Below are 24107 nucleotides of genomic sequence, written 5' to 3' on the forward strand. Positions count from 1 at the left end.
CACAGACTTACTGCGGCTTGATGGTTAAAAATGGATTGATCAGTTTACCCAGCAGCCCCGTCAGCGTGACAGGCGCTTCCACTACCGACAGGCACAAACACTCTTCATCTTGTGTGGCAGTGGGGCGATGGGTTTCCCCTGGCTCCCGCACCAGGAAATCTCCCGGTGTATAAACCCCATCGGCATCGGAAAAGCTCCCGTACAGCACCATGGTAATTTCCTTGCCGCGATGATCATGCTCCGCGACCTTACTCCCAGGGGCAATGCGGTGAAAAGATACCTGATGCCGCTGCTGTCCGGTTTCAAGCAGAGCTTCTTTGAGCCCCCTGGATAACCGCTGCCATTTGAGCTTGCCATTGGTTCGGATCAACTTGTCGACCACCGGTGGTACGTGTTTAAAAATGGGATCGGAGGGCGGTCGTGGAAGCACAGCCGTTGAAGCCTCGTTAGATTCCTGTGGTGCTTTTTCCGCTGCATTAATGCGCTCCATCAGCCGGGAGAAAGCCTGTGTCTGCTGCTCAGACATGCTGGGCTCCATGGTGCTCGAATCGCTAGAGACTGTGTCCAGCAGGGCACCACCAATCCCGTTCAGCAGCTTCAGTTGCGCCGTGCACTCGTTGCACAGCTGCAGATGCGCGGAGACCACCAGGCTGTGGGCTCTATTGAGGCTGCCGCTGGCATATTCCAGGAGCATATTGTTGTCGGGGTGGTGGTTAATCCCATTAGGGTGATAATTCATGGTTACCTACCTGACAAGCGTGCTTTGCAGTTTCTTCAAAGCGAGTCTGACCCGGGATTTGACGGTCCCGAGTGGCAGACCCAGTTCCTCGGAAATCTCACTGTGCGATTTTCCCTCTACATACGCCTTTTCGATGATATGACTCTGTTCTGGCGGCAGGCTTGCGAGCCCGGTTCTCACGGATTGCTGGTTGCGGGCTTGTTGTAGAAACAGCAGTGGCTGTTCGTCCTGACTGTCGTCCCAGATGTCGTCCACATTGAGGCCGTGGTCAGTTTCCGGCTGTCGCTGGTCCTTGCGCAGGGCATCAATGCGACAGTTACGCATAATGGTGTAGATCCAGGTGCTGGCAGAGGCCTTGGCCGGATCGAAGTTGGCGGATTTACGCCACACCCGGAACATGACCTCCTGTACCAGCTCGTCGGCCGCCTCCACGGCGGTACTCTGGCCGCCGCGGCTCAGCTGGAAGCCCTTAATTAACGGGGCAAAGTGTGCGAACAACTGCTCAAAGGCAGCCCGATCGCGCTCTTTACCCACGCGCACGAGCAGCGTACTCCATTCGTCACTTCTGGTTTGCTGGGAAACCTTCACGGCGTTCCTCTTCCCCTGATTCTGTTCCGCTGCCGCCATAGTAATGGTTTTCAGTTGATCTTGTATGGAAAAGTGTCCGATGTCTGGCTTATATACGGGGCGCGCTCACCGCTGGATCACCGCCGCGCACATAGATTTCGAGAACACCGGAATGACAAGATTACAGTCATCCGAATGGCGGCATTTGACGTAAAAGTCACTGAGAACCCGAACAATGAGAGGATTCACTGATGGAGGCTTTGCTGCAGCGCTTGCAACAGCTGTATTCGGATTTCATGACCATCGAGCCACAGAGTATGGCGGCGATCTATGCCGAAGATGTGCTGTTCCGCGATCCCGTGCATGAAATGCGTGGTCTACCTGCTCTGCAGGCCTACTTTGAGGGAATTTCGACCAATTTGATCAGCTGTGAATTCAATTTTGAGGAAATTATCGAGAAGGGCGGTCGAGTTGCTCTTTGGTGGGAAATGCACTACCGACACCCTCGGCTGAACGGTGGGCGCTCCCTGTCGCTGCGTGGCAATTCCCGTTTACATCTGGATCTCCTTTCTGATCGGGTGATTTTTCACGAGGACTACTACGACCTGGGCGCCATGGTTTATGAGCGAATCCCGCTGCTGGGAAGCACGGTACGGTTTGTGAAGTCTGGGTTGATGAGAGGCGGGCACAACACAAGTGGGTACAAAAATCGCAACGAGGTGGGAGTCAAACAATGAGGGGGATACCTGCTGCTGCCGACAGAAAAAACATCTGGATCACGGGGGCAAGCTCCGGAATAGGCGGGGCGCTGGTGCAGCAACTGGTCAACGATGGGCACTTTGTCATTATCAGTGGTCGCAGCCCGGAACCGTTGCTCGAACTACAGAAGGCGGCGCCCAAGCTGACAAAAGTTCTCACATGCGATGTCGGGGATGACGCATCCATGGCCCAAGCCGGTCGGGAGATTACCGAAATTATCGATCAGTTGGACCTGGTGATCGCCTGTGCAGGCACCTGCGAGTATGAAGATGACCTGTCGTTGAAGGTCGACATGTATCGCCGGGTATTCAATACCAATTTCTTTGGAGTGGTGAATACATTGCATCAGGCGCTACCACTGTTGATGCGCAGCCGTGAGCCCGTTTTTGTCGCGGTCGGCAGCCTGTCCTCCCTGGTGGGCTTTCCTCGGGCCGAGGCGTACGGCGCATCCAAAGCTGCGCTCGGTTATTTTATCGACGCCGTGCGCGCGGATACTGCACAGACAAATCTGCGCACCGTGCTGGTTCGTCCAGGGTTTGTCGATACGCCACTGACAAAAACCAATGATTTCAATATGCCGTTTCTGATGACGCCTGCACAGGCTGCAAATCGCATTCTGCAGGGGCTTGCGGATAAACGTTCGGTGATCGATTTTCCCCGCCGTTTGAGCTGGCCGCTCAAGCTGCTCAGTGTTTTTCGCCCTGTCTGGTTTCGACTCTGTGCACCGCGCATGACCCGTATAAAAAAATTGAGGAAAACCTGATGCGTATCGCCATTATCGGTAGCGGTATTTCCGGATTGACGGTAGCCCATCTCCTGCACCGAAAACATGATATTACCCTGTTTGAATCGGATGATCGCCTGGGGGGGCATACGGCCACGGTGGATGTGGAAGAAGATGGGCAAAGTCTTGCGGTGGATACGGGATTTATCGTATTCAATGACTGGACTTACCCGAACTTTATCAAGTTGATGGATCGCTTGAATGTTGCCTCTCAGCCCACGGATATGGGGTTCAGTGTTGCCTCGCCGGATGATGGGTTTGAGTACGCCGGCAACAATCTCAACTCCCTGTTTGCCCAGCGCCGCAATCTGCTGGATGGGGGGCACTGGAGGATGCTGCGGGATATCGTACGTTTCAATCGGGATGCCGTTGCAGATTGGAAAAGTGGTCGTCTGGAAGAGTCGGATACCCTGGGCGGCTACCTGAGCGCCAATGGCTACTCTTCAGAATTCGCTCATCGTTATCTGGTGCCCATGGGGTCGGCAATCTGGTCGGCCAGTATGGCGCGTATGCTGGATTTCTCCGTACACTTCTTCATTCAGTTCTTCTATAACCATGGTTTGCTGAACATCTTCAAACGGCCGCAGTGGCGGGTGATCCAGGGCGGGTCGCGTAGTTATATCGCGCCACTGACGGCGGGGTTTCAAAACCGTATTCGCCTTTCCAGCCCGGTAACGTCTATTGCTCGTAGAGATCGCGGGGTTGTGGTGTCTTATCGAGATGCCGGTGGGCAAGTGCTGGAAGAAACCTTCGATCAAGTGGTGTTGGCCTGCCATTCCGGCCAGGCATTAGCGTTACTCGCGGACACGGCTGCCGAAGAATCCGAAATCCTGCAGCAGATCCCGTATGAGAAGAATTCGGTGGTTTTGCATACCGATATCCGTCTGTTGCCGAAGCGACAGTCAGCCTGGGCAAGCTGGAACTACCGCCTGCAAAGCGGGCACGATCGGCTTCCGGTCCTTACCTACAACATGAATATCCTGCAGCGGCTGAAAAGCCGCCATACCTACTGTGTCACCCTGAACGCAGATGATGCCATTGACCCGGATAAAGTGATCCAACGCTTTGAGTATGCCCACCCACAATTTTCCGCAGAGGGCAATCGTGCACAGAGTCGTTGGGGAGAAATCAATGGCATACGTAATACCTGGTTTTGTGGTGCCTACTGGGCCAATGGTTTTCATGAAGACGGGGTTACCAGCGCGATTCGCGTGGCCAAACGCCTGGGTGTGGACTTCTAGTGCGTAGCGGACTTTACACTGGCTGGGTGCAGCACAGACGTTTCAAACCTCGGGAGCACAGCTTCCGGTACCGGACGTTTATGGTCTATGCATTTCTGGATGAGATCCCGGAACTGCTCGACCAGACCCGTCTCTGGTCAGATCGACCCTGGGCACCGGCTCGGTTTCAGCGGGCGGACTTCTTCGGTGATCCGGCTACTCCGCTGGATCAGGCGGTGCGAGATAGAGTGGAGGAGGTGAGTGGCCAGAGGCCCCGCGGCCAAATCGCGCTGCTCGCCAACTGGCGCTACTTTGGCTACAACATGAACCCCATCAGCGTCTACTACTGCTTCGATAGTGCGGGTGGACAGGTGGAAGCATTGTTGGTGGATGTACACAATACGCCTTGGAACGAACGGCACGGGTATGTGCTTTCTCAATACGGCCAACCGGGTAGGGTGCAGAGGGCGGTATTTGAAAAAGCGCTCCACGTATCGCCATTTATGCCACTGGAACAGTCTTACCGGTGGCGAAGTACGACCCCGGGCAAGCGATTGAGCGTCAGTATTCGTTCTCTGGAGGGGGAAGACTCTGTGTTTGACGCCTGCATGAGTCTCGAGAGGCAAGAGATTAGCGCAGTCTCCCTGCGCCGAAAATTGATCCAGTATCCATTCTTTACCGTAAAAGTCATTACAGCGATTTACTGGCAGGCATTGAGATTACTGCTGAAACGTATCCCCCTGTTTGCCCATCCGGGGAACGCGAAATCTGAGCGTCAGCCGGGTAGGGAGAAGTCCTCAGGATATGGAGTCAAGAAAGTATGAAATCGGCGCAACGCAACGTAAACCCGTATCTGGAAAAATATCTCGACGCGGGAATGGCATTGGAGCCTGGTACACAGGCTACCTGGTTTGATCGACTCGCCAGAAAGATCGTGCTGGCCCAACTGGAAACGCTTGAGTTTGGCCGCCTCACTGTCCATGAGAAATACATGGAGGGTGAACACCTGTCGGCTCAAAATGTGGTGCATGTGCATCAATTTGGTTGTGGGGTCGAGTGTGAAGATCTGGACGCCCACCTGTACATTCTGCATCCATCGGTATATAGCCAGGTCCTGATCAGTGGCTCTATCGGTGCCGGTGAAGCGTATATGGACGGAGCCTGGCGCTCTCCAGATTTGGTCAAGGTTATTCGTGTCATGGTGGCCAATATGGCATTGCTGGATCAGCTTGATTCCCGTTGGAGCTCTGTTTCCAGGTGGGCGTTAAAGCTGATGCACCGCATGAATGCCAATTCCGTGTCCGGTTCGCGTAAGAATATTGCCGCACACTACGATCTGGGGAACGGATTCTTCAGTCTGTTTCTCGATCCCACCATGTTGTATTCCTCTGCCGTTTATCCTCGCTCCGATGCCAGTCTGGCAGAAGCCTCAGAGTTCAAGCTGGAAAAAATTTGTCGCAAGTTAAAATTGCAATCCTCAGATCACTTGCTGGAAATAGGTACCGGCTGGGGTGGGATGGCGGTATACGCGGCCAAACATTACGGTTGTCGCGTTACCACAACCACGATCTCCAGAGAGCAGTATGAGTATGCCAATTCTTGGGTAGAGCGGGAAGGGCTGCAGGATCAAGTGACGCTGCTGTTGAAAGACTATCGTGAGCTGGAAGGTCAGTTTGACAAGCTGGTCTCGATCGAAATGATCGAAGCTGTAGGGCATGAATATTACGAGACCTTCTTTTCCCGATGTAGCCAGTTACTGAAGCCGCAGGGATTGATGGTGATGCAGGCGATTACCATCCAGGATCAGCGCTATCACAGCTACAAGAACAGTGTGGACTTTATTCAACGCTATATTTTCCCGGGTGGCTGCCTGCCGTCCAACCAGATTATCGCCCAGCATATTGCGCGAGATACCGATATGCAAATTGTGGGGATGGATGATATTACCTTCGATTATGCGAGAACCCTGGCGTCGTGGCGAGAGCATTTCTTTGCCCGGATCGATGACGTAAAGGCACAGGGGTTTGATCAGCGATTTATCAATATGTGGGAGTATTATCTCTGTTATTGCGAAGGGGGCTTTCTGGAGCGTGCGATCAGTACCGCCCAGTTTGTGTTTGCCAAGCCCCGTTGCCGTGCCCTGCCAGAGTTTTACTAAGCGAGTAGGGAAGGGGCTACCTATGTTATGGGCCGCTTGCCACAGGCTGACTGAAGTCGGAAGGGCGCCACTACCGAGTCTGATCATAGCTGGATTACTGTTTGAAGTGATGTGGTTTGTGTGTGTATTCGCCCCGGGAACTCTGCTGGTGTTGGTGGTTACCGCGGGAAACCTGGCCGTGCACTACAGGCTATTTTGTATTTCCAGCCCACTGATAACTTCACCAAGAGGATTGCGAAGTACCCTGAGCTGGGTGGTGATGATCAGTGCAATCGGCATTGGGATGGACACTGCGCTTTTCCAGGCTGGCTTGTTAATACCCGCAAATCCAGAGACTCTGGGGTTTGGTATACCACTCTGGTTAGCCTGCCTGTGGGTCAACTTTGCACTCGCGTTACGGTTTGCCTTTGTATTTTTGCGCAAACATCTTTTACTGGCGGCGGTGTTCGGCGCGATCGGTGGCCCGGTGAGTTACCTGGCGGGATCAAAAATTGCCGGTGAAGTGGTTCTGCAATCCCCGATCTGGTTGAGCCTGAGTGTGCTTGGTGTGCTCTGGGCAATTTTTCTTGCCGGCGCAATGAAGCTTGCCAGATTGAAACTATTTGCAACAGGCTCTCAAATTGGAGCGCACTAATGCTTGAGATACTCGCGGCCGCTGCGATTACTGTAACCGGCTGTCAGGCTCCCGATTGGGTTGCGGATGAGGCTGTGGCAATAGGTCGAGCCGTGCCGGCAAAAAAGGTGCCGCCAGGCAATAAGGCTATCCAATATTGTGAGTACTTTGTGCCGCAGGGCGCAGATGCAGTACGGGTTTTGTACTTTGATTCTCAGGGCGAAAAGATCGCAGAAAAACGCTTGGCCAAAGCTACCGGCAGCGATGCATCGTCTGTAGCGGATGATTCCTTGCCCGAGGTAAATCAGAAGGATTTTCGCCTGGGAGAAGTTCGTGAGGTAGGGCGGTCGGAGAACGGCTGGACGTTCCGTTATCGCAAGAATCACGACAGTCAATGGCGGGAAACCACGGTGGGTATTCAGGATCTGGATGTCATCGATGCCGGTTTCGATCCCTATGTCCGCGAGCATTGGTCTCAACTCTCCCGGGGACAGGAGGTCGCTTTCGGGTTTGCTTCTCCGGTACACGGGCGGGTAATCCGATTGCGTGCGCGATCGGTGAGCTGCCAGCGTGCTGATCATGCCCGCAATCACCTCTGCGTTAAGGTAGATCTCGCTCAGCCGTGGCTGCGCTGGCTGGCAGGGGACATTTATCTTGTCTACTCCAGCGACGATCGCCGTTTGCGCTACTTTGATGGGGTGGTCAATATTCTGGATGCCGGTGGTGACTCCCAGCCCCTGCAGATCGAGTACTTTTATCCGTCCAAGCCCACATCATGAATGATGCGGGCTTCACGCCATGGCCCTCTAGTCATCCTTTATCCCGTTAACTCGCTCCCAGCAAACTCACATCTGATTGGCGCAATCTTCAACTATCGTCTAAACCTAATGATGATACAGGCGACAAAATGATATTGGGAGCGCCAAATGAGCTTGAAAACATTGGCCGCTGTAGGCCTTAGCGCAGCCACACTCTTCGGGTGTGCCGCCCAGCAGGAACAGGTGCCGGGTGCGGGAAACGTGGTGATTGATACCTACGGGGTCAATATGCGGCAATACCAGCTGGATCTTGCGGATTGCAAGGGCATGTCCATGGCCGCACGCAACTCCGCTGGAAGCCGGGCCTTTGCCCGCGGTGCTGGAGGGGCCTTAGTCGGCGGTGCCCTCGGTGCGATTATCGGAGATACCAGTAGCGCCGCAGCCGCAGCAGCGGGTGCGGGAGCTTTGATAGGTGGCGTGAGTGGTGCGGGCAGCGCTCATTCGGAGCAGAATTATATCGTACGCAACTGCCTGAGAGGGCGGGGTTATCGTGTACTGAACTGACGGTTTATTCGGCAAACCACAGGAACTTCGCCGGGCCTTGTGCCCGGCTTTTTTGCTGTCTGGCCGCTGTCACGGCACTTTTCTTACCTTTAATCTTTGTCGGGCTGTCACTAAATCGTCATCAAAAATTCACCTGGCTGACGCCATCCCATCGAATATGTCGTTAGAATCTCCGGGAAATTTAAAGGGGGTTCCATGCGAATTATTTCCACGCTTTTTCTTGCATTCACACTGTGCTGCACCACGGGACTGTCGGCCGCCAACGCGGCGGAGTCGGTCCATTCAGAATTGGAAGGGCAGGTATCTTCGATCATCGATCGCATGTCCCGGGAGCTCACCCCCGAACAACGAATCGCACTGACCCCGGAATCTACCGCAGATTTCTTTACCACTGCCGAGCGCGAGTATCTCGCCACGGCGTTCAGCCACTTTCGTGTGGATCGGCCGGCCAAACTCTATGTGGCCTTTGATGCGACCTATGGCGAGACACCATTCTGGCTGCGGGACCTGGGTTTCGAGCGCCGCAAGACACTGGATTTTATCGTGGACGAAGCTGACCCGTACCACGTGTGGTCAAAAGCGGTGGCGGCCGGAGAGGTTAAACTGGGCGTGCCCAGCCTTTCCGGGGAGATGAAGCCCTATCTCGTGTTTGCGGCACCCGCAGAGGGGAAGAAGCCGGTTGAGATTTCTCCGCTGGTAGCGGGAACTGACGTACAGATCGCCGAGATCGGCGGCGAGCCGTTTATCGATGACAACGACTACTTCAATACCTTGCCAGACGCACTATCCGGCCTGCCGGTGCTGCGTTCCTACGAAAGCTGGGAACTGGTATCCCGCTTTGTCGGCTACTTCCGCGAAACCGACTACCCCTCATCATCGCGTGCAGATCATTTCCAGCTCACCTGGCAGAAAGATCCTGCGACCTCCACAACAGTTCAGTGGCGCACAGACGATAGCGTGGATCAGAGCCTGCTGTGGGTAGCGCCCAAAGACAGTTTCGTGGCGCTGGGCAGCGATGCCGTTACCCGCAAAAAGGCTACTTTTACCGAGTTGCACAGCCGTCAGGTGGTGAATGATCCGGTTGTACGCTTGCATCGGGTCGCATTGGACGGGCTGCAGCCGGCAACGGACTACCTGTACGCGGTCAGCACCGATAATGGTAAAAGCTGGACGGCGCCGCGTGAGTTTCATACCGCGGACGCTACTGCCAGCGAACCGTATTCTTTCGTTTATCTGGGCGACCCTCAGAATGGCCTCGACCGCTGGGGGCAGTTGATCCGCCAGGCAGATTTTGAATTTCCGCATGCCCGTTTCTACATGATTGCCGGCGACCTGATTGACCACGGTCAGGAACAGGATAACTGGGACCAATTCTTCCACGAGGGCAGTTCGGTGTTTGACCGCACCATGTTGGTACCGGCGCTGGGTAACCACGACAGCCACGGCGGCCATCCGACCCTGTACCTGAAGCAGTTTGCGCTGCCGGACAACGGCTCGGAAAATCTGGACCCGGGCCGGACTTATCATGTGACCTATCAGGATCTGCTGGTGGTGGTGATGGATTCCAACTACCACCTGGTGGAGCCGGAGCTGCAGGCGGATTGGCTGGACCGCGTGCTGGGGGAGAGTGACGCCCGCTGGAAAGTGGTGATCTACCACCATCCGTTTTACGCCTCGCGTGAAGGTCGTGACAACAAGTCCATCCGCGATACCTGGGGTCCGATTTTTGACAAGCACAATGTCGATATCGCTTTCCAGGGCCACGACCACGCCTATATGCGCACGGTGCCCATGCGCGGTAACGAGCCGGCTGCAGAGGGAGAGCAGGGGACGGTCTATCTGGTGGCGGTATCCGGTACCAAGATGTACGAGCAGGAACTGCCGGACTTTGCCGCCTTTGGTGCCGTCAACACCCGCACTTATCAGGTCATCGATGTAGATCCGAAAACGGCTTCACTGAAATACCGCGCAATTGATGGCAAAGGGGATGTGATTGACGAATTTTCCCTGTCAAAAGGGTTGGGAGAGCAGGTCCGTCGCTGAGCAATTAGTAACTTAGTGGCGGCGGCGCTACCGGGTACGCGCTTGCGCGACACGCCGTAAACCCATCCATGGGGGCTCGGCTGCGGCCGTCCTGGCCGCAGACGGTCGCGCAAGCGCGTACCCGGTATCGCCGCCTTAGCCCGCGGCTTCGGTCAAATAAAAACCGCTAGCGTCACTGCCACCTGTAAGTTCAAGTAATAAAAGCCCGGGAAAGTCCCGGGGTTTTTTGTCTGTGGAAAGTGGCGATTATTGACCAAGAGAGAACAGCTCGGTATTGCCCCCGGTCGCCACGGTATTGATGGTCTTGGTTTTCTCGTTGGCAAAGCGGAACAGGTAGTGTGGACCACCGGCTTTAGGGCCGGTGCCGGACAGGCCCATGCCGCCGAACGGGTTCACACCCACAACCGCGCCCACCATGTCCCGGTTCACATAACAGTTACCGGCATCTACGCGCTTGAAGATCGCACCCGCACGGCCTTCGATGCGGGAGTGCAGGCCGAAGGTCAGGCCGTAACCCGTCGCATTGATACGGCGGATCACATCTTCCAGCTCTTCCGCTTTAAAGCGCACTACATGCAGGAACGGGCCGAATACTTCGCGCTTGAGTACATTGAAATCTTCGATCTCAACCACCTGCGGCCCGAAGAATGTACCCGTGGACGGCATCTTGTCTTCCGCAAAAGCAAACAGCGGTTTGGCTTCCTGCTGCATGCGCTCGCGGTGTTTCTGCAGCAGGCCCAGCGCTTTCTCGTCGATCACCGGACCGATATCGGTATCCAGTTTTGACGGATCGCCCAGGCTCAATTCGTCGCAGGCGCCTTTCAGCATGTTCAGCAGGTTGTCTGCAATCACATCCTGCACACACAGAATACGCAGCGCGGAGCAGCGTTGACCGGCGCTCAGGAATGCGGACTGGATGACATCGTCCACTACCTGTTCCGGCAGCGCCGTGGAGTCCACGATCATCACATTCTGGCCGCCGGTCTCGGCGATAAACGGCACGATGGGGCCGTCTTTGGCCGCCAGCTGCATATTGATGTGCTTGGCGGTTTCGGTGGAGCCGGTAAAGGCGACGCCGGCCACACGCGGATCGTCCAGCAGCGGCTTGCCGATGGCGGCACCGGTGCCGGTGATCAGGTGCAGGATTTTCTGGGGTACGCCGGCCTCGTGCATCAGCTGTACTGCGCGGTGGGCGATACACGCGGTCTGTTCTGCCGGTTTCGCCAGCACGCCATTACCCGCCGCCAGCGCGGCCACCACCTGGCCGGTGAAAATAGCCAGGGGGAAGTTCCACGGGCTGATACATACGAAGACACCGCGGCCACTGAGGCTCAGTTCATTGCTTTCGCCGGTGGGGCCAGGGAGTTCGGTGGGCTCACTGAAATGCTTGCGCGCGCCATTGGCGTAGTAGCGGCAGAAGTCTACCGCTTCACGTACCTCGGAGATGCCGTCGTTGAGGGTGCGTCCCGCTTCGCGGCAGATGATGGCTACCAGCTCGTCCAGGTGAGCCTCGTACAGATCGGCTACTTTATCCAGGATCTTTGCGCGGGCGTCGCCGCCAAGGCGGTTCCAGGCGCGCTGGTTTTCTGCCGCGGAGGTAAACGCCTTGTCAATCTGAGCGGCATCGGTGTCGGCAGTATGGCCGATGGTTTCTCCGGTGGCCGGATTGACTACCGGCTGGTCGGCCTGTCCGGCAACGCCATCGATGATAGGGCTGCCGCTCCAGGTTTTACCGGCGGAATTGGCTACTGCATCCTTCAGCGGGGCAACGCCAATGGGATCGGTGAGCTCAATGCCATGAGAATTTTTGCGTGGCAATGCTTCGCGGCCGATGTAGATGTCCGCTGGTACCGGAATTTCCGGATGGCGATAGGGATTGCAGGATTCGCTCTGTTTGAGCGTATCCTGCACCAGTTCTCTGACCGGGGTCTTCTCGTCCATAAAGCGGTTGACGAAAGAGCTGTTGGCGCCGTTTTCTAACAGGCGACGCACCAGGTAGGGCAGTAGGTCTTTGTGCGCACCGACCGGAGCATAAACCCGCACCGGCACGCGCTTGCCGTGTACCGCTTCAATCTGGTCATACAGCAGGTGGCCCATGCCGTGCAGGCGCTGGAATTCAAAGCCGTCAGAATCCGCGGCCAGCTCCAGAATCAGGCCCACGGTGTAGGCGTTGTGGGTGGCGAATTGCGGGTAGATCGCATCGCGGGCGTCCAGCAGCTTTTTCGCACACACCTGATAAGACAGGTCCGTGTGGCATTTGCGGGTGTACACCGGGTAATCGGTAAGCCCCATCTGCTGGGCGTGTTTGATTTCGGTATCCCAGTATGCACCTTTTACCAGCCGTACCATCAACTTGCGGCCGGTGTCGCGACCCAGTGCAATCAGCCAGTCTGCCACGTGCGGGGAGCGCTTCTGGTAGGCCTGCAGTACAAATCCGAGCCCTTGCCAGTTTTTCAGCTCCGGATCCCGGGCCAGCGCTTCAAAAATATCCAGGGAGATATCCAGGCGGTCTGCTTCTTCCGCATCGATATTGAGGCCCATATCGTACTTGGCGGCGGCCGCGCACAGGGTTTTGACTCGGGGCAGCAGTTCATTCATGACCCGGTCGCGCTGCAGTTCGCTGTAGCGGGGGTGCAGCGCGGAGAGTTTGATGGAGATGCCGTTGGCTTCCACCACATCCCGCTTGTCGTTGTCGGCGCCGATGGCTTCAATGGCCATCATGTAGGCGTCGAAATAGCGCTGGGCATCCGCCATGGTGCGGGCGCCTTCGCCGAGCATATCGAAGGAGAAGCGGGTGCCCGGGACATTTTCCGCCGGGCCGCGCTTCAGAGCCTCTTTAATAGTGCGCCCGAGTACGTACTGGCCGCCCATGATCTTCATCGCCTGCATCATGGAGGTCCGCACCATGGGTTCGCCCATGCGGCTGACCATACGCTTGATCAGGGTCGAGGGCTTCTCGGTGATATCCGGATCCAGCTCGACAATATTGCCGGTCAACATCAACCCCCAGGTGGAGGCATTGACAAACAGGGAGTCTGACTGGCCTCGGTGGCTGGCCCAGTTGCCGGAATGCACTTTCTCGGCGATCAGTTTGTCCGCCGTGTCCGCGTCGGGCACCCGCAACAGGGACTCCGCCAGACACATCAGCGCCACGCCTTCTTTATTGGAAAGACCGAATTGCTGGAGGAAGGCATCTAACGTGCCGCGCTTGCTGCGCTGCTCGCGGGATTTGACCACCAGTTCACTGGCTGTATTCAGGATCTTCTCCCGCAGCGCCTCCCCGGGGCGGGGGGCGGCCAGCAGTTCGCTGACGCATTGGTTTTCGTCGGCGTGCAGATATTCTCGGGCCTTCTGGCGGGCGTTGTGCAACTCTTCGGTCAATTGGCCGGCGAACTGTTTAGGCATGTGTACTCCCAGACTGAAATAAGGTGCAGGATAAAAAACCGGATTATGTGGCAAATGTCCCAGAATTAATCGCCATTTTGGATGCCAGTGTGGTTAAATATAGGGCTTATCGGGTTAATCACCAGTAGGGTATTTTGTTATGTCTCGGAAATTGGAAGATCTGGACCGTATTGACCGCCAGATTCTGCGGATTCTGCAGCGCGCTGGCCGCCTGCCCAATGTAGAGCTGGCCCGTCGGGTCAACCTCAGTCCAACTCCCTGTCTTGAACGGGTCAAGCGCCTTGAACGCGAAGGCTTTATCCGTGATTACGTAGCGCTTCTGGATCCGCTCAAGGTACACGCGGGTCTGGTGGTCTATATCCAGGTATCCCTGTCGGATACCGCGACAGAGGCACTGGAAGCGTTCAATCAGCATGTTTCCAGCCTGGAAGAAGTTCAGGAATGCCATATGGTTGCAGGCGGTTTCGATTACCTGGTGAAAATTCGTATCAAGGATATGCTCGGTTATCGTCAATTCCTCGGCGAGAAGCTCGCGTCGGTACCCGGCGTGCGGGAAACCCATACCTATGTGGTCATACAGGAAGTGAAAACCGACACTTCCGTGGCGGTTCCGGATCCGGAGCCCAAAACCACCAAGCGTTGAATACGACGTGCTGTTTACCCTGTCCCGCCATAGCGCCGGTGTATTGTCTGTGTTGCGAGGTAGAAGGTAATGGCGCAGGTGGAATCCGCGCGCGCCGCTAATCCGGTCAATCGCCGCGCCACCATTCTTGCGTTGGCGGCTGTACTCTGCTGGTCTACTGTGGCCAGTGCGTTCAAGCTGTCTCTGCAGTATCTGACGCCGTTGCAGCTGGTCAGTATTGCTTCGGCGGTATCGGCCCTGTTTATGCTGGGTGTCATCGCCTGGCAACGGCGTCTGGGTGAACTCACTAAAAGTTGGCAGAGCAGCCGCTGGTGGTTTATCGCACTCGGTTTCTGTAATCCTTTTCTCTATTACCTGGTCCTGTTCCACGCCTATGAACTGCTGCCCGCACAGCAGGCACAGCCTCTGAATTACACCTGGGGTGTGGTACTGGCGCTGTTATCAGTCCCGTTGCTGAAGCAAAAACTGCGCAGTCGGGACCTGCTGGCCGGCCTGGTGTGTTACACCGGGGTACTGGTGATTGCGACCAAAGGCAATCTGCTGGCGCTACAGTTCGACCAACCCATGGGCGTTGCACTGGCCCTGCTGAGCACGTTGATCTGGTCTTGCTACTGGTTATTGAATACGCGTATCGGCGGCAACGCCGCGGTCAATCTGTTCCTGACCTTTTGCTGTGGCCTGCCGTGGCTGGCCGCGGCACTGTATTGGCAAAGCCTGAGCGGAGACGGCTGGCAGTGGCCGCCGATCCAGGGGTGGATTGGTGCCATCTACGTCGGCTTGTTTGAAATGGGGATCGCTTTCCTGCTGTGGCAGGCAGCAATGCTCACCTGTGAAAATACCGCTCGTATCAGTAACTTCATTTACCTGTCTCCACCGCTGTCGCTGCTGCTGATTGCACTGCTGGTGGGAGAACAGATTCACATCGCCACCATAGCGGGGCTGGGCCTGATTCTGTTGGGTGTGGCTATCCAGCAGGGTGTATTGCGGCGATGGTTACCGGGGCGGGCAACCTGAAACCGTCAGAGGCGACGCCATCCCGGTGGCTCAAACCTTTTTAAATCTGAACAATAAATTCAATAATTAATATGAACGAGAGAGTGAGCGAATCATGAATTTTGAACTGAGCGAAGAGCAGCAGATGATTCAGGACGCCGCGCGTCAGTTTGCCGACAGCGAACTGAAGCCCGTGGCAGCAGAGCTCGATAAAACCGGTGATCGTGCGCTGTTTCTGAGCAAACTGAAGCAGCTCGCCGAGCTGGGCTTTATGGGCATCAATATCGATCCCGAGTTCGGTGGCACCGGAGCAGGCACCATTGCCTTCAGTCTCGCGATTACCGAACTCGCACGGGGCTGCGCTTCTACCGCCACCACGACGTCGGTCACCAACATGGTTGCGGAAGTGATTCAGGCAAAAGGCACCGAGGCGCAGAAAGCCCGCTACCTGCCGAAGATCTGCAGTGGCGAATACGCCGCGGGTTCTTTCTGTCTGACAGAACCCAGCTCCGGCTCCGACGCTGCCGCCATGCGCACCCGCGCGAAAAAAGACGGCGATCACTACGTGTTGAACGGCAGTAAGCTGTTTATCAGTAGTGCCGAATTTGCCGGCATTTTTGTGGTATGGGCGGTAACTGACAATGAAGCGCCGAAAGGGAAGGGTATTTCCTGCTTTCTGATTGAAGCGGGTACCCCCGGGTTGGTGATCGGCAAAGCGGAAGAGAAAATGGGGCAGAAAGCCTCCGTGACCAATGAAGTTTCTTTCGAGGATTGCCGGATACCCGCAGCCAATATGCTGGGTGAAGAGAACCGGGGTTTCCGTATTGCCGCCGGTGAACTGGCTGGGGGACGCATCGGTATCGGCTCACTGGCACTGGGTATCGGCCTGGAAGCGCTGGATTGCGCCCGCGTCTACCTGCAGGAGCGCGAGCAGTTCGGAAAAGCGCTGGCCCAGTTCCAGGGGCTGCAGTGGCAACTCGCAGATAAATACACCGAGATGGAAGCAGCGCGCCTGTTGTTGATGCAGGCCGCGTGGCAGAAAGACACCGGTCAGGCATTTGGCCCGGCGGCCTCGATGGCAAAACTGTACGCCGCGGAAAAGGCCAACGAAGCCTGCTACGTGGCGCTGCAGATGCACGGTGGAGTCGGGTATACGAGGGAATTCCCGCTGGAGCGGATGGCGCGCGATGTGCGTATCACTACCATCTACGAAGGCACCAGTGAGATCCAGCGCCTGATTATTGCGCGGCATCTGTTGGACGGTGTACGTTAAGCCCTGACCACTAGGTTCTCGATTGATTACAGGCCTCAGCAGCTGGTAACGGCTACTGGGGCTTTATATTTTAGAGGGTGGCTCGATTCGTCGCTCTGACGTAGAGGCGCAGAAAGGAATAATAGAAGGGGCGAATTTTGAGTTCAAAGACTGCTGCAACTACAAATCGTCCGTGGTTGGTGGGCGTACGCGAGGCCATTCCGTTACTGGGTGGATATATCCCCGTGGCGATTTCCTTTGGTCTTATTGCGGTGCAATCCGGCTTCAGTGGCTGGGAGGCGGTGCTGATTTCTACGCTGGTGTACGCGGGTGCGTCCCAATTCCTGTTTGTGGCCATGGTCGCAGCCGGGGCGCCATTGTGGTTTGTGGTAGTGATGACCCTGCTGATCAATGCGCGCCATGTGGTGTACGGGCCGAATATTGCCCCCTGGCTGACAACGAGCCGCTGGTGGCCCTGGCTGATGCACGGACTCACCGATCAGATCTTTGCACTGTCTCATGTACGCCTGCCGCAGCTTCAGCCCCGTGATCGCATGGGCTGGTATATCGGGGTTTCCGTTGTGGCTTGGTTCAGCTGGATTGGCGGTACCGCTATTGGCGCGGTTGCCGGCAAGGAGTTGACCCAACGCTGGCCACTGCTTGGGGAAGTCATGCCGTTTGCGCTGCCGGCACTGTTTCTGGTGTTGCTGGCTCCGCGGTTTGCGAACCGCCTGTGGGCAATCACCCTCGGTGCTACGGTCATAATCGCTCTGCTGTTTGCAGTGAATGGGATGAAGAATGCCGCCATTCCCATTGCTGCGGTCTGCGGCGCACTGGTGTACTACGGGATAAGCGCTTTGGCCCGCGAAAAAACGAGGCGGGGAGGGGAGTCGCGGAATGGATAGCAAGCTCTGGATTGCCCTATTGGCAACGGCCATCGGAACCCTGTTGATGCGCGCGCTGCCGCTGTTGTGGATGCAGCGTCATCTGGTCCGCAAGCAGGCAAGCAATACGTTGGATGCCACGCCGACCTGGCTCACCGTGCTGGGGCCACTGATGATCGCCGCCATGTTTGGCGTATCGCTGGTGCCGTCTACCGTCAGTACTGCCACCTGGGCGGCTACTGCCATTGGTGTGCTCAGTACCTATCTGGTGTGGAAGCGCACCAATTCCTTGGGCTGGCCGGTGTTTGCCGGTGTGGCCGTGTATGGCGGCATCATGCTGTTGGTGAATGCCGTCGCGTGGCTTTGATGGATTGAGGGTGTTTTGGCGATAGCGTAAATGCATCCGCGGTGTCAAAAAAATGGCGCCGCGATCTTTGGACGCGCGGATGATGTCAATCATTGAGTGGCGGTATGGCGCCGTTGTTTCATACTTACGATTCATATTCTGTGTACCTTGAATAAAGGGCGCAGACGTTATCTTGAAACAGAATAAATCGTCATACAGGCCACTGAGTTGCAATATCTGGATTTGACTGTCGTAGAGCAGGCTTGGGCATGGTTGAACCGGGACGAAACCGTTTGGCTTTGCACCGTGCTCTCCACCTTCGGCTCGTCTCCGCGGGAGCCGGGAGCAATGCTTGTCGCACGTGCCGACGGACAGCATGTGGGTTCGCTCTCCGGGGGCTGTGTTGAAGAAGACTTTCTGGAGCGCTTGAGCGCAGGGGCGTTCAGCCAGCCGGTACAGTGTGTTCGCTATGGTGGCCAGGAGGGCCTTGGGGGCTCGCGGGTGACACTGCCCTGCGGAGGTACCCTGGATGTGTTGATCGAGCGCATGGCGCCGGGAAGCGATAGCCTGCTGCATCTGGAAACCCTGCTGGCCACTTTGCGTGGCGAGCAGGCGCTGACACGGCGGGTGGATCTGGACTCGGGCGAGAAAACCTTTGTCGAGGATGGCGGGGTGGGGCCCAGGGTAGTCCTGTCTGAGGCGTGTAGGGTTGCCTCGATCCGCGTCGGCCCCGCGGTGCGCCTGATTATTGCCGGCCTTTCCACTGTATCTATTGCCTGCGCCGAGTTTGCCAGGCAGTTGGGCTACGAAGTGATTGTCTGTGATCCGCGGGAAGAGGCGCTGAACAGTGTTCACCTTGAAGGCTTGAGTGTCGAGCCGGTACTGCCTTCCATTTACATTGCTTCGCCGGGGGCCTGTCATCCGGCTACAGCGATCGTCGCGCTGACCCATGATCCGCGGATTGATGATCTGGCGATGATGGAAGCGGTCAATACGCCAGCTTTTTATATTGGGGTCATGGGGTCCCGGCAGTCTTCCCTGGCCCGCGCCGAGAGATTGCGTCGCACGGGTGGCCTGAGTGAGTCTGAAATTGCCCGTATCAATATGCCTATTGGCTTGGCGCTGGGTAGCAAAACCCCGGCGGAAATTGCCCTGGCGGTGATGGCCGACATACTGCGAGTGCAGCGTGGGAAGACTCGCGATGCGCTCTGAGTCTTCTGAATCTGTCGTTGGCCTGATTCTTGCCGCGGGATATTCCCGTCGGTTTGGCATGCAAGATAAACGCACTGCTTCCTTTGGCGATACCGGGACACTGTTGTCCGAAACTCTGAGTCGTGTGACAGAATGCTTTGCGCATTGGTATGTGGTCGTGCGCGAAGAAGATGATCTCGGTGCCTTACATTTGCCGCTTCATACGCCCGTGATCCGTACTTGTCGAGCGTCACTCGGGCAGGGTGCGAGTATGGCTGATGCTTTCGCTGCTATTGGCGAGTTAGACGGGTTGCGAAACTGTAACGCGGCGGCAGTACTCCTGGGGGATATGCCCTATATACAGCCGGACACCATCAGCGGACTGTGCGTGTACGCCGACGAGCAAAGCCTACTGCGAGCTACTTATGCCGGGCGGCCGGGGCATCCGGTCATTTTTGGCCGCAGATTCTGGACGGAACTTACCAAAGTGACCGGGGATCGGGGCGGCCTGGACGTGATCTGTCAACACCCTACGTGTTATCGGGAGATACCCAGCGCGGACGCTGGTGTTTGCCGGGATATTGATCATTTATCTGATTTTACGGTTGCCCCGGAAACGCAATAATGTAACGCGATCTGAGATCCCGCTACATTTCAAGACCATAGCCCTGTCAGGTTTCGGTGCCAGGCTCCGGATATTGGATCTCGACAATATAGTAGGTGACCCACTGCTCCATCTGCTGGATTTCAATTTCATCGTCCAATCGCTTGCCGATCAGTGCGCGGGCCACTGGGGAGTCCATCGAGATCAAGCCTTCTTTCACATTAAACTCGTCCGGACCGACGATGCGGTATTTCACTTCCTTGCCGTCGTCATCTTCCAATGTTACCCAGGCGCCGAAAAAAACTTTTTCACGGTCTTCGGGAATACGATCCACTACGGTGATTTCTTCCAGACGCTTGGTCAGGAAACGTACCCGGCTGTCGATTTCCCGCAACCTTTTCTTGCCGTAGATATAATCGGCGTTTTCTGAGCGATCCCCGAGTTTGGCGGCATCGCTTACTGCCTGGGTTACCCTTGGGCGCTCTTCTTCCCAAAGGAATTTCACTTCTGCGCGCATACGCTGCGCGCCTTCCGGGGTGATGTAACGGGAGCCGCGGGGGCGCGGCGGTCGCCAGCGGCCCATCAGCCATTTTCCTTCAGGTTATGGATGTTGATACCGGGCCCGGGAACTGGCAGGGGGAAATCGAAGATACGGCTGTAAAACTCGAGCTCTCCTTCCAATGCCATCTTTATACTGTCGGCACTGCGGAAGCCGTGACCTTCCTCCGCGAAGGTAATATAGGCTACCGGTAACCCGCGGGCTTTCAGGGCATTGACCATGGCTTCGGCCTGGTTGGGCGGCACCACCTTGTCTTCCATACCCTGGAAGAAAATCACCGGGCAGTTGAGTTTTTCGATGTGCTCGATAGGCGAGCGTTCACGGTATAGGGATTCCGCCTCCGGCCAGGGACCGACCAGCTTGTCCAGATAGCGGGATTCAAATTTGTGGGTGTCCTGGGCGAGAGTGGTGAGGTCGCCGATGCCGTAGTGGCTGGCACCTGCAGAAAAAGTGTCGTGAAACGCGAGGGCGGCGAGCACGGTGTAGCCGCCGGCGCTACCGCCTTTGATCAGCAGGCGCTGTGGATCTGCGAGGCCTTTCCGAACCAGGTATTCCGCACCGGCACAGACATCCTCTACATCGACAACTCCCCAGCTGTCCTTCAGGCGGTCGCGATATTCACGGCCGTAACCGGTGCTACCAGAGTAGTTCACGTCCAGGATGGCGATACCGCAGCTGGTCCAGTACTGGATTTTCAGGTTGAGGGCCGCGGAAGTGGCGCCAGTGGGGCCCCCGTGACTGAACACGATCAGTGGCGGTAACTCCCCGTCCGGGGCGGTGAATGCCGGGTTGGTGGGTGGATAGTAAAACCCGTGCACTTCGCGTTCTGCGACCTGAAAACTGATCGGCTCTGCGCGGGAATAGGTGGCTTTGGGCAGCGTCAGTTCTCCGCCTTGCGCGATGGTTTGAAACTGCTCGTCGACCGCTGAGAACAGGGCGATTTCCGGCAGCGAGTCTGCGCTACCGGCAATCATCAGTGCCTTGCCTTCGGTGCAGCTGATGCTCTCGAAGTCACAGCCGGGGTGCGGCAGCAATTTGGACGCTCCGCTGTTCAGGTTGATGGTAGCCAATTGCCAGAGACCGTTTTGTGTAAAGGTGCAGAAAATGTCGTGTTCAGAAATGAATCCGTAAGTGGACATGCCAAATACCCACTGGGGCGTGGCAAATTCTGCGGGCTTTTCCCAGATCGGCGTATCGCTTCCCAGGCGGTACAGGTTCCACCAGTTGTTGCGATCGGAGACGTAAAACAGCGCTCCTTTGGGCGACCACTGCGGCTGAAAAATGGATTCGTTGCTGCCGCCGGCGACTTTGCGGACGTTGGTATTTTTTCCGTCTGCATCAATGTCGGCGAGCATAAGCTCGGTGGTATCCCATGGCATATCCGGGTGGTGCCATTGCAAAAAGCTCAACTGGTTGCCGTCGGGACTGACGGCGGGGTTGGAATAGAAATCGGCGCCTTCCGCGATGACTTCGCTGGGCGCATTGCCAGCGGGATCGATGGCGACAATACGGGCGATCGCTTCGCGGTCACTTTGCGATTCGTCTTCCTGCACACAGATCAGCCGTTGTCGCGCTTTATCCAGGGTCAGGTCTGCATAGCGGAAGGGGCCTTCCGGGGTCAGCGGCTCCGGTACTTCCCCGTCCAGCGGCATACGGTAGATCCGTTGATCTGCCGCCAGCACGAAATAGATCCAGCCGTCCGCCACCAGATAACTGCCGCCGCCATATTCGTGGGCTTTCGAGCGCACACTGAGGGGCGCGGGTAAAAGATCGCGACGCCCGGAATCAGGGTCAAACGCTACCAGCACGGAGCGTCCCTTTTCCGCCGGACGGGATTCGAGCCAGTAGGCCCGGCCATCAAACAGTCGCGCTTCACTCAGACGGACATTACCGGCAGTCAGCAGGTCGCTGCTGATCTGTGAAAGCCAACTGCCATAGGGGGCCTGTTCCGGGGTGTTTTCTGATGCGGAATCCGTAGTGGCCAAAGTCTTTTCTCCTGTCGCTTGCCGGACATCGGGCGGCGTGAATGTGGGCACTGTACGCGGGCATTGTACGCGGGCTTGTGGGGGCGGCAAGGGGCGCTGATGCAGGTGGCACGGGGGGCAGGTCGCAAAGTGGTTTACGCAGCAGAGCGCGGGAGAGGTCTCTGAAAGTCACTGGTTGATTGCAATACCTTTCTGCGCGGCTGCTAGTCTTATTGTAGTCGCGTCATTTGGCGCCAGCCGGCCTGATATCTACTGCTGCTATTCATCGGACCGGGACTTTATGGCGGAGAGCGGTATGCAAGGTTTTTTGGACGGATTGGCATCCCTGGTGGGTTGGGGAAGCAACCTGACCTGGGGCGGTCTGGGCGGATACTGGTGGCTGGGTATCCTGATTGCCGCACTGTTACCTGCCGGGCTGTATTTCAGTATTCGGACGCGTTTTGTACAGTTTCGCGCCTTTGGTCATATGTGCCGGGTGATGTCGCACAGCTTCCGCAAGGAACACGATGACTCCGTGTCGTCCTTTCAGGCTTTTGCCACCAGTGCCGCGGCCCGAGTGGGGACTGGTAATATTGCCGGCGTTGCCGTTGCCATTACTGCCGGTGGACCCGGTGCCATTTTCTGGATGTGGCTGGTGGCGATGGTGGGGATGGCCACTAGCCTGGTGGAAAATACGCTGGCGCAGGTTTTCAAAGAGCAGGGGGAAGTGGCGGGCACTTTCCGTGGTGGTCCTGCTTACTACATCGACAAGGGACTGGGCAAGCGCTGGAAATGGTTGTCTATCGTCTTTTCTGTTTTTCTCGTTTTCTGCTTCGGTTTTTTCTTCAATGCGGTGCAGGCGAATGCCATGTCCGAGGCGATACATGCAGCCTGGGGCATCAATCCGTTATTGGTTGGCGTGTTCATTGCGATTCTGGCCGGGTTGATTGTGTTTGGAGGAATCAGGTCCATCGGTAAGTTTGCCGGTATTGTGGTCCCGATCATGGCGCTGTGCTATATCGCCATCGCTATTTATGTGATTGTTACCAATGTGTCGCGACTCCCCGAAGTATTCGGGCTGATTTTTTCAAATGCGTTTGGCATACAGGAAGCGGGTGCCGGGGCATTCGGTGCGGTGGTGGCCAACGGCATCAAGCGAGGCTTGTTTTCCAATGAAGCCGGTATGGGGTCGTCGCCGAACGTGGGTGCGGTAGCGGATGTCAAGCATCCGGTGGTGCAGGGCTACGTACAGATGGCGTCGGTGTTTCTGGATACCATGTTGATCTGTACTGCGACCGCAGCGCTTATCCTGCTGAGCAATGTAGAGTTGAGCGGGGCTATGGAAGGGGTAACGCTGACACAGGCGGCCCTGGCCAGCGAGGTGGGGAGCTGGGGGAACAGTTTTATTGCCGTGGCACTGATATTTTTTGCGTTTACTTCCGTAATTGCCAACTACTACTACGCCGAGACCAATATTTTCTACCTCTGGCATACACGTGCATCGATATTTTGTTATCGGTTTTTATATATCGTATTTATTCTGTTTGGTGCTTGGGTGGCCTGGAGCGGCAGTTCGGATAACTTCCAGTTATTGTGGAATATGGCGGATATGTCCATGGGCTTTATGGCGTCAGCCAATCTGCTGGCCATCCTGTTGTTGTCCGGCGTGGCGATCAAGGTGTTTGCGGACTATGAGGCCCAGCGGGATCGAGGGATTGCCGAGCCGGTATTCGATGCCCGGCGGCACGACATTCCAGGTATCGAAGCCGATGTCTGGCAGGGTGGTCCGCATATCCCCGGTGAACATACCGAAACGCATTGAGGCGGGCGACCTGGGGCACAGCGTCCTGTGGCGCGACATCGACCTGAATGGATGGGATGGCCCGCAGGGTGATCGCCCGAATGTGATGGGCTTTGTATTTTGGAGAAGGGGAGTGAGACCCTGTTCCGCCATTGCTTGTGATCCCGGTTGGTAAACCGGAAACCTGTCCTATTTTGCCAGTTCTCCTGAGAACCAGTGCGCAATGAGTGTTGCGGGAATCTTTTACAGTCCCGGCTGGA

General features: G+C 56.4%; 22 protein-coding genes. 17 read left to right on the top strand and 5 right to left on the bottom strand.

Annotated elements, in window-relative coordinates; translation table 11 throughout:
• Window positions 1-7 precede the first annotated feature (7 nt).
• The gene (locus tag LPW13_RS06235; protein WP_230438586.1) at window positions 8-739 is read right to left on the bottom strand and encodes a ChrR family anti-sigma-E factor; all 732 of its coding nucleotides are present in this window, start codon (window positions 737-739) and stop codon (window positions 8-10) included.
• A 6-nt stretch (window positions 740-745) separates the two neighbouring features.
• Window positions 746-1327, bottom strand: coding sequence for a sigma-70 family RNA polymerase sigma factor (locus LPW13_RS06240; protein WP_329957934.1), 582 nt, complete (start codon window positions 1325-1327; stop codon window positions 746-748).
• A gap of 230 nt (window positions 1328-1557) precedes the next feature.
• Here LPW13_RS06240 and LPW13_RS06245 point away from each other — a divergent pair, with 230 nt between their 5' ends.
• The 9 genes from LPW13_RS06245 to LPW13_RS06285 all read left to right on the top strand — a co-directional run bounded on the left by LPW13_RS06245 (window position 1558) and on the right by LPW13_RS06285 (window position 10205).
• A complete protein-coding gene (locus tag LPW13_RS06245) occupies window positions 1558-2043 on the top strand; it encodes a nuclear transport factor 2 family protein (RefSeq protein ID WP_230438588.1) in 486 nt (161 codons plus the stop codon).
• Window positions 2040-2828, top strand: coding sequence for an SDR family NAD(P)-dependent oxidoreductase (locus LPW13_RS06250; RefSeq protein WP_268932681.1), 789 nt, complete (start codon window positions 2040-2042; stop codon window positions 2826-2828). Before LPW13_RS06245 ends, LPW13_RS06250 begins: the two co-directional genes overlap by 4 nt.
• Window positions 2828-4090 carry an NAD(P)/FAD-dependent oxidoreductase gene (locus tag LPW13_RS06255; protein ID WP_230438590.1) on the top strand — a complete coding sequence of 421 codons (1263 nt, stop codon included), beginning with the start codon at window positions 2828-2830 and terminating at the stop codon, window positions 4088-4090. The genes LPW13_RS06250 and LPW13_RS06255 overlap by 1 nt, the downstream gene beginning before the upstream one ends.
• On the top strand, window positions 4090-4893 hold the full coding sequence (locus tag LPW13_RS06260) for a DUF1365 domain-containing protein (protein WP_268932682.1): 804 nt from the start codon (window positions 4090-4092) through the stop codon (window positions 4891-4893). Before LPW13_RS06255 ends, LPW13_RS06260 begins: the two co-directional genes overlap by 1 nt.
• A 53-nt stretch (window positions 4894-4946) precedes the next feature.
• Window positions 4947-6227: an SAM-dependent methyltransferase gene (locus tag LPW13_RS06265; protein ID WP_230439158.1), complete on the top strand. Its 1281-nt coding sequence runs from the start codon at window positions 4947-4949 to the stop codon at window positions 6225-6227.
• Between the two features lie 22 nt (window positions 6228-6249).
• A complete protein-coding gene (locus LPW13_RS06270) occupies window positions 6250-6861 on the top strand; it encodes a DUF2878 domain-containing protein (protein ID WP_268932683.1) in 612 nt (203 codons plus the stop codon).
• The gene (locus LPW13_RS06275) at window positions 6861-7619 is read left to right on the top strand and encodes a hypothetical protein (RefSeq protein WP_230438591.1); all 759 of its coding nucleotides are present in this window, start codon (window positions 6861-6863) and stop codon (window positions 7617-7619) included. The genes LPW13_RS06270 and LPW13_RS06275 overlap by 1 nt, the downstream gene beginning before the upstream one ends.
• 147 nt (window positions 7620-7766) lie before the next feature.
• Window positions 7767-8162: a glycine zipper family protein gene (locus LPW13_RS06280; RefSeq protein WP_230438592.1), complete on the top strand. Its 396-nt coding sequence runs from the start codon at window positions 7767-7769 to the stop codon at window positions 8160-8162.
• A gap of 195 nt (window positions 8163-8357) precedes the next feature.
• Window positions 8358-10205, top strand: a complete 1848-nt coding sequence (locus tag LPW13_RS06285; protein WP_230438593.1) for a purple acid phosphatase family protein — start codon at window positions 8358-8360, stop codon at window positions 10203-10205.
• Window positions 10206-10451: 246 nt separating this feature from the next.
• Here the strand turns inward: LPW13_RS06285 and putA are convergent, their stop codons facing one another.
• Window positions 10452-13610, bottom strand: a complete 3159-nt coding sequence (gene putA / locus LPW13_RS06290) for a bifunctional proline dehydrogenase/L-glutamate gamma-semialdehyde dehydrogenase PutA (RefSeq protein ID WP_230438594.1) — start codon at window positions 13608-13610, stop codon at window positions 10452-10454.
• A gap of 139 nt (window positions 13611-13749) precedes the next feature.
• On the opposite strand from putA, the gene LPW13_RS06295 reads away from it, so the two are divergent.
• The 7 genes from LPW13_RS06295 (at window position 13750) to LPW13_RS06325 (ending at window position 19544) form a co-directional block, all read left to right on the top strand.
• Complete coding sequence (locus LPW13_RS06295) at window positions 13750-14253, top strand: Lrp/AsnC ligand binding domain-containing protein (protein ID WP_230438595.1); 504 nt, start codon at window positions 13750-13752, stop codon at window positions 14251-14253.
• A 69-nt stretch (window positions 14254-14322) separates the two neighbouring features.
• The gene (locus LPW13_RS06300) at window positions 14323-15267 is read left to right on the top strand and encodes a DMT family transporter (RefSeq protein WP_230438596.1); all 945 of its coding nucleotides are present in this window, start codon (window positions 14323-14325) and stop codon (window positions 15265-15267) included.
• A 94-nt stretch (window positions 15268-15361) separates the two neighbouring features.
• A complete protein-coding gene (locus tag LPW13_RS06305; RefSeq protein WP_230438597.1) occupies window positions 15362-16519 on the top strand; it encodes an acyl-CoA dehydrogenase family protein in 1158 nt (385 codons plus the stop codon).
• 137 nt (window positions 16520-16656) lie between these two features.
• Entirely contained in the window at window positions 16657-17403 is a 747-nt protein-coding gene (locus tag LPW13_RS06310; protein WP_230438598.1) for an AzlC family ABC transporter permease, read from the top strand.
• A complete protein-coding gene (locus LPW13_RS06315; RefSeq protein ID WP_230438599.1) occupies window positions 17396-17749 on the top strand; it encodes an AzlD domain-containing protein in 354 nt (117 codons plus the stop codon). Before LPW13_RS06310 ends, LPW13_RS06315 begins: the two co-directional genes overlap by 8 nt.
• Window positions 17750-17956: 207 nt before the next feature.
• Window positions 17957-18940, top strand: coding sequence for an XdhC family protein (locus LPW13_RS06320; protein WP_230438600.1), 984 nt, complete (start codon window positions 17957-17959; stop codon window positions 18938-18940).
• On the top strand, window positions 18930-19544 hold the full coding sequence (locus LPW13_RS06325; RefSeq protein ID WP_230438601.1) for a nucleotidyltransferase family protein: 615 nt from the start codon (window positions 18930-18932) through the stop codon (window positions 19542-19544). The genes LPW13_RS06320 and LPW13_RS06325 overlap by 11 nt, the downstream gene beginning before the upstream one ends.
• Before the next feature lie 46 nt (window positions 19545-19590).
• Here the strand turns inward: LPW13_RS06325 and greB are convergent, their stop codons facing one another.
• Both greB and LPW13_RS06335 read right to left on the bottom strand, forming a co-directional pair.
• Entirely contained in the window at window positions 19591-20106 is a 516-nt protein-coding gene (gene greB / locus LPW13_RS06330) for a transcription elongation factor GreB (RefSeq protein ID WP_230438602.1), read from the bottom strand.
• Entirely contained in the window at window positions 20106-22067 is a 1962-nt protein-coding gene (locus tag LPW13_RS06335; protein WP_230438603.1) for a S9 family peptidase, read from the bottom strand. The genes greB and LPW13_RS06335 overlap by 1 nt, the downstream gene beginning before the upstream one ends.
• A 295-nt stretch (window positions 22068-22362) precedes the next feature.
• On the opposite strand from LPW13_RS06335, the gene LPW13_RS06340 reads away from it, so the two are divergent.
• Window positions 22363-23868 carry an alanine/glycine:cation symporter family protein gene (locus LPW13_RS06340; protein ID WP_230438604.1) on the top strand — a complete coding sequence of 502 codons (1506 nt, stop codon included), beginning with the start codon at window positions 22363-22365 and terminating at the stop codon, window positions 23866-23868.
• The last annotated feature ends 239 nt before the right edge of the window (window positions 23869-24107 follow it).

Source organism: Microbulbifer celer (assembly GCF_020991125.1).
Classification (GTDB): domain Bacteria; phylum Pseudomonadota; class Gammaproteobacteria; order Pseudomonadales; family Cellvibrionaceae; genus Microbulbifer; species Microbulbifer celer.

Coding starts and splice junctions, on each gene's coding strand:
- LPW13_RS06235 (WP_230438586.1), bottom strand. CDS start 739: ATGAATTATCACCCTAATGGGATTAACCACCACCCCGACAACAATATG.
- LPW13_RS06245 (WP_230438588.1), top strand. CDS start 1,558: ATGGAGGCTTTGCTGCAGCGCTTGCAACAGCTGTATTCGGATTTCATG.
- LPW13_RS06250 (WP_268932681.1), top strand. CDS start 2,040: ATGAGGGGGATACCTGCTGCTGCCGACAGAAAAAACATCTGGATCACG.
- LPW13_RS06255 (WP_230438590.1), top strand. CDS start 2,828: ATGCGTATCGCCATTATCGGTAGCGGTATTTCCGGATTGACGGTAGCC.
- LPW13_RS06265 (WP_230439158.1), top strand. CDS start 4,947: ATGGCATTGGAGCCTGGTACACAGGCTACCTGGTTTGATCGACTCGCC.
- LPW13_RS06270 (WP_268932683.1), top strand. CDS start 6,250: ATGTTATGGGCCGCTTGCCACAGGCTGACTGAAGTCGGAAGGGCGCCA.
- LPW13_RS06275 (WP_230438591.1), top strand. CDS start 6,861: ATGCTTGAGATACTCGCGGCCGCTGCGATTACTGTAACCGGCTGTCAG.
- LPW13_RS06280 (WP_230438592.1), top strand. CDS start 7,767: ATGAGCTTGAAAACATTGGCCGCTGTAGGCCTTAGCGCAGCCACACTC.
- LPW13_RS06285 (WP_230438593.1), top strand. CDS start 8,358: ATGCGAATTATTTCCACGCTTTTTCTTGCATTCACACTGTGCTGCACC.
- putA (WP_230438594.1), bottom strand. CDS start 13,610: ATGCCTAAACAGTTCGCCGGCCAATTGACCGAAGAGTTGCACAACGCC.
- LPW13_RS06295 (WP_230438595.1), top strand. CDS start 13,750: ATGTCTCGGAAATTGGAAGATCTGGACCGTATTGACCGCCAGATTCTG.
- LPW13_RS06300 (WP_230438596.1), top strand. CDS start 14,323: ATGGCGCAGGTGGAATCCGCGCGCGCCGCTAATCCGGTCAATCGCCGC.
- LPW13_RS06305 (WP_230438597.1), top strand. CDS start 15,362: ATGAATTTTGAACTGAGCGAAGAGCAGCAGATGATTCAGGACGCCGCG.
- LPW13_RS06315 (WP_230438599.1), top strand. CDS start 17,396: ATGGATAGCAAGCTCTGGATTGCCCTATTGGCAACGGCCATCGGAACC.
- LPW13_RS06325 (WP_230438601.1), top strand. CDS start 18,930: ATGCGCTCTGAGTCTTCTGAATCTGTCGTTGGCCTGATTCTTGCCGCG.
- greB (WP_230438602.1), bottom strand. CDS start 20,106: ATGGGCCGCTGGCGACCGCCGCGCCCCCGCGGCTCCCGTTACATCACC.
- LPW13_RS06340 (WP_230438604.1), top strand. CDS start 22,363: ATGCAAGGTTTTTTGGACGGATTGGCATCCCTGGTGGGTTGGGGAAGC.